Raw genomic sequence first — 13,116 nt, 5'->3', positions numbered from 1 at the left:
CCGTGGCAGACATTCAAAATACAGTCCCCCAGGCAGTCACACCCCCGAGCGGCCGTGCTCTCGCCGCCCGCGAGTTCTGGTCCAACTTCTCCCGCAACCGCGGCGCCGTCGGCGCGGGCCTCATCGTGCTGGTGCTGGTCTTCGTCGCGATCTTCGCGCCGCTGATCGCCCCGCACAGCCCGATCGAGCAATACCGCGATTCCGTGAAGATTCCACCCGCATGGCTCGACGGCGGCAACTGGAAGTTCATTCTCGGCACCGACGAAGCCGGCCGCGACATTCTTTCGCGCCTGATGTACGGCGCGCGGCTGTCGTTCTGGATCGGCTTTGTTTCGGTGGTGCTCGCGCTGATTCCCGGCATCGTGCTCGGTCTGATCGCCGCGTTCTTCGAGAAGTGGGCCGACACGCCCATCATGCGCATCATGGACGTGCTGCTCGCGCTGCCGTCGCTGCTGCTCGCGGTAGCCGTGGTTGCCATCATCGGTCCGGGTCTGGTGAACACGATGCTCGCCATCGCGATCGTCGCGCTGCCGGGTTACGTGCGTCTGACGCGCGCATCGGCGCTCGGCGAGTTGCACAAGGAATACGTGATGGCGTCGCGCGTCGCAGGTGCGGGCACGGCTCGCCTGATGTTCTCGCAGGTGCTGCCGAACTGCACTGCGCCGCTGATCGTGCAGGCCACGCTGGGCTTTTCGTCGGCGATTCTCGATGCCGCCGCGCTCGGCTTCCTCGGCCTCGGCGTGCAGCCGCCGTCGGCGGAGTGGGGCGCGATGCTCGCGTCGGCACGCGACTACATCGACAGCGCATGGTGGATCGTCACCATGCCCGGTCTCGCCATCCTGATCTCGGTGCTCGCGATCAACCTGCTCGGCGACGGGCTGCGCGACGCACTCGACCCGAAACTCAAAAGGCTGGCCTGACATGAGCAACGGTAACCTATTGACCATCCGCAATCTTGCGGTGAACTTCAGCGGCATGCCCGCTGTCGATCGAATCAATCTGAACGTGGCGCCGGGCGAAGTGGTCGGCGTGGTGGGCGAATCGGGCTCGGGCAAGAGCGTGACGATGATGGCGCTGATGGGCCTGATCGACGCGCCCGGCAAGGTCACGGCCGACGAAGTCACCTTCGACGGCAAGGACCTGCTGAACGCGACGCCCAACCAACGCCGCAAGATCATCGGCAAAGACGTGGCGATGGTGTTTCAGGACGCGCTGACGAGCCTGAACCCGAGCTACACCGTCGGCTATCAGATCAAGGAAGTGCTGAAACTGCACGAAGGGCTGCGCGGCGACGCATTGCACAAACGCGCGGTCGAACTGCTCGATCAGGTCGGCATTCCCGACGCGAAGAACCGCATCAACACGTTCCCGCATCAGATGTCGGGCGGCATGAACCAGCGCGTGATGATCGCGATGGCGGTTGCGTGCAACCCGAAGCTGCTGATCGCCGACGAGCCGACCACCGCGCTCGACGTGACCATTCAGGCGCAGATCATGCAACTGCTCGTGCAGTTGCAGAAAGATCGCGGCATGGCGCTCGTGCTGATCTCGCACGATCTGGCCGTGGTGTCGGAAGTCGCGCAGCGTGTAGCCGTGATGTACGCGGGCGAAGTCATCGAAACGAACCGCGTGCCCGATATCTTCAAGGCGCCGCATCATCCGTACACGGAAGCGCTGCTGGCGGCGATTCCCGAGCACAACGTCGGCGCGGTGCGGCTGGCCGCGCTGCCGGGCATGGTGCCGGGACGCGACGACCGGCCTAAGGGGTGTCTGTTCGCGCCGCGCTGCAAATACGTCGTCGACGATTGCAACAAGGCGCGGCCCGCGCTCTCGCCGCTGGCCGATCACGATCCCGCCGCCCAGGTTCGCTGCATCAAGCCGCTGAACCTGGTTCGCGATGCCATTCACCCGGGAGGCGCACGATGAACGCAGTACCCGAAACGCGGCGCCCCGATGGTGACAGGCCCGGCAAGCCCGCAGGCGATCACGTGCTGATCGCCGACAACCTCGCGCGTCACTACGACGTGAAGCGCGGCATGTTCGGCCATGGCACCGTCAAGGCGCTGAACGGCGTGTCGTTTCATCTGGAGCGCGGCAAGACGCTCGCTGTGGTCGGCGAATCCGGCTGCGGCAAGTCGACGCTCGCGCGTCAGCTGACGATGATCGAAGCGCCGTCGGCCGGACGTCTGCTGATCGACGGCGAAGATGTCGCGGGCGCGAGCCACGAGAAAATCGCGCAGTTGCGACGCCGCGTGCAGATGGTGTTCCAGAACCCGTTTGCGTCGCTCAATCCCCGCAAGACCGTCGAGCAGACGCTGGGCGAGCCGCTCGCGATCAATACGCAATTGACCGCAAGCGAGCGCAGCGAACGCATTGCGCACATGATGCGCACCGTCGGCCTGCGGCCCGAGCATGCGAAGCGCTATCCGCATATGTTCTCAGGCGGCCAGCGCCAGCGTGTGGCGATTGCGCGCGCGATGATTCTCGATCCGCAGATCGTCGTCGCCGATGAACCGGTCTCCGCGCTCGACGTGTCGATCCAGGCGCAGATCCTGAACCTGTTCATGGACCTGCAGGATCAGTTCAAGACGAGCTATGTGTTCATCTCGCACAATCTGTCGGTGGTCGAGCATATCGCCGACGACGTGATGGTGATGTACTTCGGCGGCGTTGCCGAACTCGGTGAAAAGAAGCGCATCTTCAGCAAGCCGCGTCATCCGTACACGCGCGCGCTGATGTCGGCGACACCGTCGATCTTCGAAGCCGACCGCCGCATCCAGATCAAGCTGCAAGGCGAAATGCCGTCGCCGCTCAATCCGCCGTCGGGCTGTACGTTCCATCAGCGTTGCCCGTATGCTATCGAACGTTGCCGCAAAGAAGAGCCAAAGCTGCGTGAAGTGGATGGTCGCCAGGTATCGTGTCACCGCGCCGAGGAGGTGGGGGACGATACGAATGCATGATGGGGTGGCGGCGCGTGATGTTGCGCGCCGTCATGCGCGTCGTTAGCATGTGAAGCCTATGAAACATGCGGGCGGCGCGCGCGCTGCGTCTTCACATCGGCGGGTTGCGCGCGTCCTGATGGGCGCGCTGCTCGTCGTGACGGCGCAATGTCCGTTGCTGCCGTTTCATCCGTTCGATCCGATCGCCTCCGCGCATGCCGCAGGGGCTTCGGCGAATACGCCCGTGCAGGCTGCGCAGGCCAATCAGGTCGGCCGCCCGGCCGTTCCCGTTCCGCACACCCCGTCGCAACCGCGCGCGACGCTGCCCGGCTTCAATCCGCCGCCTTCGTACGCGAGCGGCACCACGGCGAGCGGTCCCGTGCGCGCGCAACCGACGCGCATGCCTTTCTATGTCGCGACACGCGGCAAGACCACGATTTATCTTCTGGGCACGCTGCATGTCGGCGATCCGAACGACTATCCGCCGAACCAGCCATTCCGCGCGCCGATTCTCGGTGCGCTAGCCGCATCGCCGACGCTTGCGCTCGAACTGTCGCCCGACGATCTGCTCGTCTCGCAGGACGATGTGTCGAAGTACGGCATCTGCTCGTATGAATGTCTGCCGAAGCTGTTGCCCGAACCGTTGTGGCACAAGCTCGCGATGCGTCTGCGTGCCAATCCCGCCGCGCTCGATGAAATCCGCAAGATGCGGCCGTGGCTCGCGTCCTTGCTGGTCGAAACTTACGATTCGCTGAGCGCCGGGCTGCAAACGGAATTCGGCACGGAAGCGCAGTTGCAGAACGTGTATCTGCGGCAGAAGGGAAAGATTGTCGGGCTGGAGACGCTCGCCGAGCAGATGCGCGCGTTCACGGGGCTCACGCTGGCGCAGCAGCGCGAAATGCTTGCGCAGGATCTCGTGCAGACGCCCGCCGAGAATGTCGCCGATGTGCAGACCTTGCACCGGCTATGGCGCGTCGGCGACGCGGATGCGATTACCGCGTGGGAAGCAGCGAAGTCGGAGAAGCTCGCGCGCGACAAGCGTATCTCCGCGCAGGTGGATAACAAGATTCTGTTCGATCGCAACCGGCGCTTCGTCAACCGGATGCTACTGATCGCGGCGCCGAACAAGCCAGTGTTCGTCGCGATCGGCGCGCTGCATCTGGGCGGGCAAAAAGGTGTGCTGCAGCTGTTGCGGCAGCGGGGGTTTGTTGTCGAGTCTTATTGAGGAGCGCGCTGCCTGCGCGCTCAACGTGAGCGACGGTTAAACGCTTGCCCCTACCGCGCCGAAGGCGCCGTTGGCGACACGTCCACGGCCGGTTTGCGACACGAGTTTTAGCGCTGCTTCCAGCGCATCGAGCGACTGTTCTTTCGAACCCCTCGTCTTCAGACAGACGTTAACCGTGCGCGCATTCAGCGACAGCAACGCGCGGTAGTGCTCGTCGGCATCGTCGAATCGCATCAGGCGGTCGAGCGCCGAGCCGAGGTTGATATGCACGTCGGCGAGCGTCGGGTCGACCTTCAACGCCTCGCGATAGTGATGTACCGCTTCACCGAGCTTGCCTTCGGCTTCGAGCGCAACGGCGATGTTGTTGTGCGCATCGGGTGAGCGCGGATCGAGCGCCAGCGACACGCGATAGCAGCGAAGTGCGAGCGCTTTGTCGCCGAGCGCATCGGCCACGAAGCCGCGGTCGTTCCAGCACTCCGCGTTGTCCGGTTCGAGTTCGAGCGAAAGGTCGATGTATTCGAGCGCCAGCACATGCTGGCCGCGCTGATGCAGCAGCACGCCGTAGTAATGCAGCACATCCGGCTGTTCCGGGCAGATCGCGAGTGCTTAGCGGTACAGCGATTCGGCTTCGATGAAGCGGCACGCGCGATGCGCTTCGAGCGCGAACGCGAGCGTGAGCGGGAAAAGCTGGGTGGTAGGAGTAGAAGCGGTGGAGGTAGAAGCGGAGGAAGTAGAAACGGCGGATTGCGGTTGCATGGCGATGCTCTCCAGACTCTCGAAAGAGCCGGCGCAGACCTGTCGATGCGCCGGACTATGAACGATGGAACATTCACAGGTTAGGTCCGGGGCCTCGGCCAAACTATCAGAGGCATCCTAAAAATGGCGGCGCGCCTTTTGAAACAAGCCGCGCGGGCGGATCGCGTATCCTGGAAATAGGATTCGGCGAGCCGCCCGCGGCCGGGATCACTGCAAAGGCGCTACAGGAACATCAGGAAGTTGAGCAGGAAGATATTCACGACGAGCAGCGTGAGCGCCGTCGGAACCTGCACCTTGATCACCGCGTTCTTGTCGGGGAGTTCGAGCAGCGCGGCGGGCACCATGTTGAAGTTCGCGGCCATCGGCGTCATCAGCGTGCCGCAGTAGCCGGAGAACATGCCGATTGCGACCATCACGGCCGGGTTGCCGTGAAACACGTTGACGAGGATCGGCACGCCGACGCCGCCCGTCATCACCGGGAACGCGGCGAAGCCGTTGCCCATCACCATCGTGAAAAGCGCCATGCCGATGCAGTAGACGGCCACCGCGATCAGCCGGTAGTCGAGGCTGATGTAAGCCGTCGTCACGTGCGCGACCGCCTTGCCGACGCCCGCGTCCGAGAACACGAGGCCGAGCATGCCGAGCATTTGCGGCAGCACGGCCGCCCACGACAGCGCATCGACGAGACGCCGCGCTTCCTTCATCGACTGGCCGACGGTGTCGCGCGTCATGATGCAGGCGATCGCCAGCGCGATCACGCAGCCGATACCGAAGCCGATCAGCGTGACGTTCTTCTGCTCGACCAGCGGCGTGCCGCCGAACACCAGATGGCTCGCCGACAACGTGACGATCACCGTGACGACGGGAATCGTCAGCGCGGGCACGAACAGCTTGTTGCCGAGGCGCGCGGCGCTCGCCTTGCGCGCTGCTTCGGACAGCACTTTGGGTTTGCCCGCCGTCACGCCGCCGAAGCCCGCGATCAGCGCCATCGCGATGACGAGCACGCCCACCAGTTCGACGGGCAGCTTGTCGCCGACCAGGAAGATCAGCGCGTAGATGATCCAGAAGCCGCCCGCCGTGAAGCGGCGCGGATGATCCTTATCGGTGGCGATCATGCCGCCGATCACCAGCAGCACGATACCGAGCAGCCAGAACAGATAGTTGATGGTGAGTGTCATGCTTCGTCCCCGGTCGTGCGCGTCGCGTTGTGGCTCGTGTGGTTGTTCGTGTTGACGTTCGCAGCCCCTTGCGATGCCGCGTTACCGCGCAACTCGCGTTCGAGCTTGCGATCGAGCAGCCAGAGCCGGAAGCCGTGGATCAGGAAGGCGCTGATGGCTGTCGGAATGCCCCACAGCGCGACGTGCATCGGCTCGACCGTGATGCCCGCTTCTTTCAGAAACGTGACCATCAGCACGATCGCGCCGAACGCGACAAAGATGTCCTCGCCGAAGAACAGGCCGACATTGTCCGTGGCCGCCGAGAACGCGCGCAGCTTGTAGCGCACGGCATCGCTGAGCTTGCCGAAGCGCGTTTCCGTGGCGCCTTCCGCCATCGGCGCGATCAGCGGACGCACCATCTGCGGATGCCCGCCGAGGCCCGTCAGGCCGACGGCCGCCGTCAGCTCGCGCACGAGCAGATAGACGATCAGGAGACGCCCGGCCGTCGCGGCCTTGATGCTGGCGATCCACGTCTGCGCGCGCTCGCGCAGCCCGTGCCGTTCGAGCAGGCCGATCACTGCGAGCGGCAACAGGATGATGAGGGGGATATTGCGTGTCTTGATGAAGCCACTGCCGATCGCGGCCAGGATTCTGTCCGGCGGAAAGTGCGCGGCGATGGCGGTGATGACGGCGGCGGCGGCCACGATCAGCATCGGGTTGAAGCGCAACACAAACCCGACGATGATGACCGCGACTCCAATGAGCGGCCATAGGTTGACGGTTGACTGCATCTAGATCTCCAGAGGTGGTCCTGCATTGGGACACCGCTCGTGGCGGCGAACTTTAATGACGCCGGGCCTTGGTTTTTTTGGGCCCGGCTTTCCTCGTTGCCCTGTGGCTCTTCGGTGGCCACTCAGGCTGCACTGCCCTGTCGTTGCTGCGGGTTACTGCTCTACGGTTGCTGCCGAACTTGTGCTGCTTCAAAAAGCCGTTGGCAACTGGCGATGTTGTTTTCTGGCTTACTTTCTGGAAAACGCCCCGCGAAAAGCGGGGCGTCGACTGTTGTGTAATGGCCTTTAATCAGAGGCGTAAGCGCTGAAAAATCAGACGCGCGCTGCGCCCGCCGCATGCACGCCGATGCCGGCCTCCTTGAGCGCCGTACGGATGCGGCGCGCGAACGCGAGCGCATGCGGGCCGTCGCCATGCAGGCAGATGGTCTGCGCGTTGAGGGGCACCCATTCGCCGCTGACGGCCTGCACGCGCTGCTCGCGTACCATCGCCAGTGTGCGTTGCAGCACTTCTTCTTCGTCTTCGAGCAGCGCGCCCGGCTCCTTGCGCGGCACGAGGGAGCCGTCCGCGCGATAGCCGCGATCGGCGAACACTTCTTCGATCGCGACGAGCCCCGCGTTGCGCGCGGCCGTTACGAGCCCACTGTTGGCAAGCGCGAACACGGCCACGGACGGATCGAAGTCATGCACGGCCGAGACGATTGCGTCGGCGATCTTCGGATCGCGCGCAGCCTGGTTGTAGAGCGCGCCGTGCGGCTTCACGTGCGCGATGCGCCCGCCCTCGGCCTGCGCAATCGCCGACAGCGCGCCGAGCTGGTACAGCACGCCCGCGTAGATTTCGCCCGCGGGCAAGTCCATTTCCTTGCGGCCGAAGTTCTCCGGGTCGTTGAAACTCGGATGCGCGCCGATCGACACGCCTTTTTCCACTGCCCAGCGCACGCATTCGCGCATCGCATTGGGTCCGCCTGCATGCCAGCCGCACGCGATGTTCGCTGAGCTGACGAGATCGAGCAGCGCCTCGTCGGAGCCGCATCCTTCGCCGAGATCGGCGTTCAAGTCGATTTCCATGATGTCCTCGTAGGTCTTACATCGCTGCGGGTGCGGCGAGGCGCGCGCAGCGTTCTTCATGCATGCCGATTGCGGCATCGATCTGCCGCAGGTACTTGCGCTCTTCGATCAGCGCCTGGCGGGCCTCGTAAGGCGTGGTCGGGATGAAGCGGACCGCGCCGTTCAGGCGCACCTGCGCGAGCTTCCATAAATCCGCGTGAATCACCGCGCCGATCTTCGGATAGCCGCCCGTGGTCTGTGCGTCGCTCATCAGGATGATCGGCTGGCCGTTCGGCGGCACCTGGATCGTGCCGGGCATCACCGCGTGCGACAGCAGATCGCTCTTGTGCGTGCGCTTGAGTTCGGTGCCCGCCAGCCGGAAGCCCATGCGGTTGCTGTTCGGCGTGACGAGCCACTCGTCGTTCCAGAAGGCGTTTTGCGCGTCGGCGGTGAAGCTGTCGTACTCGGGGCCGGCCAGCACGCGGATGGGCGGCGCCCAGGCGACGCCCGACGGATGACGGCCACGACGCACCGGCTCGTCGACGAGCACGAACTTGCACCAGGCGGGCGCCTTCACACCGAACTCGGGCGCATCGGGCGAAAAGCCTGAACCCGTGCCGGCGCGCGGCACGCCGACGGGAAGGCGGTCGCCGTCGCGCAGCGCGCGGCCGCCCAGGCCGCCGAAGCCAGCCTGCAGGTCGGTGCTGCGCGAACCGAGCATCGGCAGCACGTCGACGCCGCCCGCAATGCAAACGTAGCCGCGCATGCCACGCTTCGCCACGTTCAGCGTCAGTTCCTGGCCGGCCTGCACGGGCAGGCTCCAGTACGAATAGACCGGTTTGCCGTCGAGCGTTGCACCGAATTCGGTGCCCGTGATCGCGACGCGCGTCGGGCGCAGAAAGCGCAGCACGGTCGGGCCGAAGGTGATTTCGAGCCCGGCGGCATCGGGCCGGTTGCCGACCAGACGGTTGCCCACTTCGAGCGACAGCCTGTCGAGCGCGCCGCCCATCGCGATGCCGAGGTGCCGGAAGCCATGCCGGCCGAGGTCCTGGATCGTGGTCAACAGACCCGCGCGTATTACGTCGATCATGCGTGCAGCCCCGCGATGGTGAAGCGGACGCGATCGCCCGGTTGCAGAAGGGTGGGCGGCGTGCGCGTCGGGTCGAAGAGCTTCAGCGCAGTGCGGCCGATCAGTTGCCAGCCGCCCGGCGAAGTGGCCGGATAGATACCCGTCTGCGCGCCGCCGATGCCGACCGAGCCAGCGGGCACTTCGAGACGCGGCTCGGCGCGACGCGGCGTGTGCAGTGCCTCCTCGAGCCCGCCCATGTACGCGAAGCCAGGCTGGAAGCCGAGAAAGAACACGATGTACTCGCCGCCCGCATGCCGTTCGACGACTTCCTTCACCGTGAGGCCCGTGTGATCGGCCACCGTCTTCAGATCCGGGCCGAACTCGCCGCCGTACTGCACGGGGATTTCCACCTCGCGGCCCAAATCTTGCGCGCTGCCTGGCTGTTCCCACGCGGCCTTGAGCCTGGCAGTCAGATCGTCGGGATCGGCTGCGAGGGGATCGAAGATCACGGTCAGGTTGTTCATGCCGGGCACCACTTCGAGCACGTGCGGCCAGTCGCGCGCGGCCTGGGCGGCCGACCACACGCGGCGCTGGCAATCCAGCGTGGCAGGCGGCGGCGCTTCGCAGACCAGTGCGGTATCGCCAAACGGAAAGATGCGGGGTTCAGTCATCAATATCCTGGGTCAAGTAGAGAAGCAGCAGATTCGTCCGACGATGCATGCTAACTTCTCACGATAGAGCTAGCCTACATTCTCAATAAAATCTCGACAATTTATCAATAAGCGATGTCCCCAGGCTCGCCCGTCCAGGAGGGAAGTCGTACACTTCGGTCAACCATCACGCTTCGCATAGAAAAATCACCATGGCGCGTCATCCGACCAAAATCGTCTCATCGGAACATCTTGTGTCTGAATTTAGTGCGGAGTTATCCGAACTCGAGTACGGACTGATCATGGCGAGCAACGCGTTCAATCGATGGATGGTTCGTTGCATGGCGGCGGCGGGCGACAAGGACATGACTGCGATCGAAGTTTCGCTGCTGCACCATGTGAGCCACCGCGAGCGGCGCAAGAAGATTGCGGATATCTGCTTCGTGCTGAATATCGAGGACACGCACGTCGCGACTTACGCGCTCAAGAAGCTCGTAGCTAGAGGGTATGTAAAAAGCGAAAAGACCGGCAAGGAAGTGTTTTTTTCTGCTACGCAGGCGGGGCGTGATCTGTGTATGAAGTATCGCGAGGTGCGGGAGAGTTGTCTGATCGCGACGCTGAAGGAAAGTGGGCTCACCAATGAGCAGATTGGGGAGGCAGCGCAACTGATGCGGAATGCTTCCGGGCTTTATGACACTGCGGCGCGGGCGGCTGCATCGCTGTAGGGGTTTTTTGCTGTCTGCCGACGGGTTGGATTTTTTGCCTTTTCGCTGGCATCCGCGTTACGGTGTTTGCTGCGCAAGCGGTTTTCGGTTTTTTGACTTTGCGCTGGCATCCGCGTTATGCCTTCGTGCTTCAAGCGTCGCCCTTGTGCGGGGCGGCACCTACTTTTCTTTGCCGCCGTGTACAGACTGGAGACATCGTTGACACATGTACAGGGACATCGCTGACACATGATGGTCAGGGTTTGGGCTCCTTCAGGTCAAGTTTTTCGACACGCTGATGGGCGAACCAGAACTCGATCACCCCGTCTTCGTCCTCGCTCGGGCGGGCTGCCACATGCAAGCCCTTGAGCGCAATCGAGAGCCTCACTTTCTCGCCCCGGAAGCGCACCACGCCGCTTGAGTTGACCAGTAAAACTTATCGCCGGACTCGTATTCGGGCTCCGGGAGGCGATCGGGCATCCTGCTCAGGCTGCACGCGTAGCGGGTGACCGGCGTGGCCATCCCGAGTGCCTCGTGTGGACGCTCGGTGTTGTACACCTGCCGCCAGCGATCCAGTTCCTGCTGCACGTGCTCGTGCGTGCTGAAGGCGTGCCGCTGCAGCACTTCGGCCTTCAGCGAGCGGTGAAACCGTTCGTCCTTGCCATTGGTCTGCGGGTGATACGGCCGGCTGTAGCTCACATGGATACCCAGCCGGATCAGCCAGACGGCGAGCTCGGTGAGCTGTCCCGGCGCGCTGGGCGAGCCCCACGGCGCGCCGTTGTCGGTGTTGATACGCGAGGGTAGCCCGTAGCAGCGGAACGCCTGCTCGAGCGCTTCCTGCACGACCTGCGTGGTGGTGCGCGAGCAGGCGCTCAGCACGATGTTGTAGCGCGAGTGATCGTCGATGACCGTCAGCGGCGCGCAGCGCCCGCTCTCCAGGGTCGGGAAGTCGCCCTTGAAGTCCATCTGCCACAACGAGTTCGGATGCTCATGCTCGAAGCGTTGCCAGTGCTGGCGCTGTCGCGACGCCTGTTCGTCGATCAGCCCGTGGCGCCGCAGGATCTCGGTGATGGTGGCAGGCGCGGGCACCTCGGTCTGGCCCAGATCGCGCAGGCGCTGTGCGATCTTGCGTCCGCCCCAGCCGTGCTGGCAGCGCAGGTCCAGCACCAGCGCTTCGATGTGCTCCGGTGAGCGTGTGGGGCTGTGATGCGGGCGGCGGGAGCGGTCGGCCAGGTGTCCGTCGGCGCCTTCGCTCTTATGGCGTCCAAGCCACTTGTAGCCCGTCTGACGGGTGATCTTGTATTTGCGGCACAACTCGCTGAACGGCACCGCCTGCGTGGCGGCATCGCGCACGAAGTCTTCGCGGAGATTCATGGTGTCTTTTGCTTCCCAGGGCATGGTTGGAATCCGGGCGTTTGATTACCCGAAAGTGTCAGTCATGTCCCTGTACACCTGTCAGCTATGTCTCCAGTCTGTACACCGCCGCAAAGAAAAGTAGGCAAAAGAAAGCGGCTCACACCGCCAGCTCTTGTGTTTGCCTGAGGGCCCCCAACCGGTCCCACACTTCACACGGCAATCACGTGACTCATGTTCGTTGCCAACGCTCTGAATTGACGCCTCACCCGCTTCGCGCGCCCGCGTCGCAGCGTACCGCGCCGGACATTCCTCTGCCGCCCAGGTGGCAAACTGTGTGTAGGCCGTCGCACTTCACACGCCTCACTTCGGACCGATAGCGCACGCGTTCCACCGTGTAAGAGCGCCAAGCTATACGCCGCGACAACCTACACACAGTTTGCCACCTGGGCGGCACATACCATTCGCTGCCATTAGCCCATGTACGGGTGTTTGAAGCGGGTGAGGCGCTCGTTCAGTGCGTTGGCAACGCGCGCGAACAGGGACGTTGCCGCGTGAAGTGTAGGACCGGTTGGGGGCCCTCAGGCAAGAAGAAATGTTGGCGGTGTTAGCCGCTTTCTTTTGCCTACTTTTCTTTGCGGCGGCAAAGAAAAGTAGGTGCCGCCCCGCACAGGGGCGACGCTTGAAGCACGAAGGCGCGGATGCCAGCGAAAGCCCAAAAACGCCACACAGATGCCAGCGCAAAGCAAAAAAACCAAACCGCCCGCGCCGCAAAGGCGCTACACGAATGCCCGCGCTACCAGCAAAAAAACCACTACTACAAACCCCGCGCCCCTTCCGGATAACAAGAACCCTCAGTAACGACAACATCAAGCGGAATATCATGCGCTTCCCGCTGCATCGTGCCAGCCCGGCACACCTCATACGCGACACCGACGGTCACAGGCACCTTCCCAGCTTCGCGAAACACGGCGAGCGTACGGTCGTAATACCCACCACCATACCCAAGCCGATACCCATCCACATCAAACCCAACACACGGCACAAACAACAAATCAGGCGTAATCACTTCGCCGGAAGTCGGTTCATGAATCCGATGAGCCCCGACCTGCATCGGCATATCAGGCGTCCAGACATGAAATTCCAGCGGCCGATCACGGCCAGTAATCACAGGCAAACTCGCGCGCCGCGCAACATCGCCAGCGAGCCACGTGGCAATCACAGACCGAATGTCGAACTCCCCTGACAAAGGCCAGTACAACCCTACACTTGCCGGCGAATAAACCGTTAACACATCCAGCACCCGACGCCTCAGGGCATCATTGCCCGCCGCATCGAGAGCCGCATGCAGACGTGCTTCCAGCAGCGCGGCACGCAGTTCCTTTTTCGATTTTGCGGTGGGGTTGCATGCTATGCTTGAGTTCAATT

The 13,116-nt window shown here is 63.5% G+C and carries 13 protein-coding genes and 1 pseudogene; 5 read left to right on the top strand and 9 right to left on the bottom strand.

Annotated elements, in window-relative coordinates:
• Positions 1 to 2 precede the first annotated feature (2 nt).
• Genes SB822_RS35210 through SB822_RS35195 form a run of 4 tightly spaced genes read left to right on the top strand, consistent with a single transcriptional unit; the run spans position 3 to position 4,164 of the window.
• Entirely contained in the window at positions 3 to 920 is a 918-nt protein-coding gene (locus SB822_RS35210) for an ABC transporter permease subunit (protein WP_007577140.1), read from the top strand.
• Position 921: 1 nt separating this feature from the next.
• The gene (locus SB822_RS35205; RefSeq protein WP_007742846.1) at positions 922 to 1,926 is read left to right on the top strand and encodes an ABC transporter ATP-binding protein; all 1,005 of its coding nucleotides are present in this window, start codon (positions 922 to 924) and stop codon (positions 1,924 to 1,926) included.
• Positions 1,923 to 2,960, top strand: a complete 1,038-nt coding sequence (locus SB822_RS35200) for a peptide ABC transporter ATP-binding protein (RefSeq protein WP_167449583.1) — start codon at positions 1,923 to 1,925, stop codon at positions 2,958 to 2,960. The genes SB822_RS35205 and SB822_RS35200 overlap by 4 nt, the downstream gene beginning before the upstream one ends.
• Positions 2,961 to 3,018: 58 nt before the next feature.
• On the top strand, positions 3,019 to 4,164 hold the full coding sequence (locus SB822_RS35195) for a TraB/GumN family protein (RefSeq protein WP_090838464.1): 1,146 nt from the start codon (positions 3,019 to 3,021) through the stop codon (positions 4,162 to 4,164).
• A gap of 36 nt (positions 4,165 to 4,200) precedes the next feature.
• Here SB822_RS35195 and SB822_RS35190 read toward each other — a convergent pair whose 3' ends face one another.
• The 7 genes from SB822_RS35190 to pxpB form a co-directional block, all read right to left on the bottom strand.
• The gene (locus SB822_RS35190; protein WP_244144687.1) at positions 4,201 to 4,740 is read right to left on the bottom strand and encodes a tetratricopeptide repeat protein; all 540 of its coding nucleotides are present in this window, start codon (positions 4,738 to 4,740) and stop codon (positions 4,201 to 4,203) included.
• Positions 4,741 to 4,770: 30 nt separating this feature from the next.
• Complete coding sequence (locus tag SB822_RS35185) at positions 4,771 to 4,920, bottom strand: hypothetical protein (protein WP_244144686.1); 150 nt, start codon at positions 4,918 to 4,920, stop codon at positions 4,771 to 4,773.
• Positions 4,921 to 5,141: 221 nt separating this feature from the next.
• Positions 5,142 to 6,098, bottom strand: coding sequence for a DUF979 domain-containing protein (locus SB822_RS35180; protein WP_090838466.1), 957 nt, complete (start codon positions 6,096 to 6,098; stop codon positions 5,142 to 5,144).
• A complete protein-coding gene (locus tag SB822_RS35175; protein WP_079498758.1) occupies positions 6,095 to 6,868 on the bottom strand; it encodes a DUF969 domain-containing protein in 774 nt (257 codons plus the stop codon). The genes SB822_RS35180 and SB822_RS35175 overlap by 4 nt, the downstream gene beginning before the upstream one ends.
• 312 nt (positions 6,869 to 7,180) lie before the next feature.
• Positions 7,181 to 7,933 (bottom strand): 5-oxoprolinase subunit PxpA, encoded by a 753-nt coding sequence (gene pxpA, locus SB822_RS35170; RefSeq protein WP_090838474.1) that lies wholly within the window; start codon positions 7,931 to 7,933, stop codon positions 7,181 to 7,183.
• Between the two features lie 16 nt (positions 7,934 to 7,949).
• A complete protein-coding gene (locus SB822_RS35165) occupies positions 7,950 to 9,002 on the bottom strand; it encodes a biotin-dependent carboxyltransferase family protein (RefSeq protein WP_090838468.1) in 1,053 nt (350 codons plus the stop codon).
• On the bottom strand, positions 8,999 to 9,652 hold the full coding sequence (gene pxpB, locus SB822_RS35160) for a 5-oxoprolinase subunit PxpB (protein WP_090838470.1): 654 nt from the start codon (positions 9,650 to 9,652) through the stop codon (positions 8,999 to 9,001). The genes SB822_RS35165 and pxpB overlap by 4 nt, the downstream gene beginning before the upstream one ends.
• A gap of 191 nt (positions 9,653 to 9,843) precedes the next feature.
• Here pxpB and SB822_RS35155 point away from each other — a divergent pair, with 191 nt between their 5' ends.
• Positions 9,844 to 10,356: a winged helix DNA-binding protein gene (locus SB822_RS35155; RefSeq protein ID WP_007577159.1), complete on the top strand. Its 513-nt coding sequence runs from the start codon at positions 9,844 to 9,846 to the stop codon at positions 10,354 to 10,356.
• A 235-nt stretch (positions 10,357 to 10,591) separates the two neighbouring features.
• Here the strand turns inward: SB822_RS35155 and SB822_RS35150 are convergent.
• Both SB822_RS35150 and SB822_RS35145 read right to left on the bottom strand, forming a co-directional pair.
• Positions 10,592 to 11,733 (bottom strand): annotated as a pseudogene (locus SB822_RS35150) (IS481 family transposase).
• 772 nt (positions 11,734 to 12,505) lie between these two features.
• On the bottom strand, positions 12,506 to 13,114 hold the full coding sequence (locus tag SB822_RS35145) for a 5-formyltetrahydrofolate cyclo-ligase (RefSeq protein ID WP_167449598.1): 609 nt from the start codon (positions 13,112 to 13,114) through the stop codon (positions 12,506 to 12,508).
• Positions 13,115 to 13,116 lie beyond the last annotated feature (2 nt).

Source organism: Paraburkholderia sp. SIMBA_054, assembly GCF_046534875.1.
Classification (GTDB): Bacteria; Pseudomonadota; Gammaproteobacteria; order Burkholderiales; family Burkholderiaceae; genus Paraburkholderia; species Paraburkholderia hospita.
This window is presented reverse-complemented; position numbering and strand designations above follow the sequence as displayed.

Bases quoted from the DNA above. Each gene is read 5' to 3' on its own strand.
- SB822_RS35205 (WP_007742846.1), top strand. From the start codon at position 922: ATGAGCAACGGTAACCTATTGACCATCCGCAATCTTGCGGTGAACTTC.
- SB822_RS35200 (WP_167449583.1), top strand. From the start codon at position 1,923: ATGAACGCAGTACCCGAAACGCGGCGCCCCGATGGTGACAGGCCCGGC.
- SB822_RS35195 (WP_090838464.1), top strand. From the start codon at position 3,019: ATGAAACATGCGGGCGGCGCGCGCGCTGCGTCTTCACATCGGCGGGTT.
- SB822_RS35185 (WP_244144686.1), bottom strand. From the start codon at position 4,920: ATGCAACCGCAATCCGCCGTTTCTACTTCCTCCGCTTCTACCTCCACC.
- SB822_RS35180 (WP_090838466.1), bottom strand. From the start codon at position 6,098: ATGACACTCACCATCAACTATCTGTTCTGGCTGCTCGGTATCGTGCTG.
- SB822_RS35175 (WP_079498758.1), bottom strand. From the start codon at position 6,868: ATGCAGTCAACCGTCAACCTATGGCCGCTCATTGGAGTCGCGGTCATC.
- pxpA (WP_090838474.1), bottom strand. From the start codon at position 7,933: ATGGAAATCGACTTGAACGCCGATCTCGGCGAAGGATGCGGCTCCGAC.
- SB822_RS35165 (WP_090838468.1), bottom strand. From the start codon at position 9,002: ATGATCGACGTAATACGCGCGGGTCTGTTGACCACGATCCAGGACCTC.
- pxpB (WP_090838470.1), bottom strand. From the start codon at position 9,652: ATGACTGAACCCCGCATCTTTCCGTTTGGCGATACCGCACTGGTCTGC.
- SB822_RS35155 (WP_007577159.1), top strand. From the start codon at position 9,844: ATGGCGCGTCATCCGACCAAAATCGTCTCATCGGAACATCTTGTGTCT.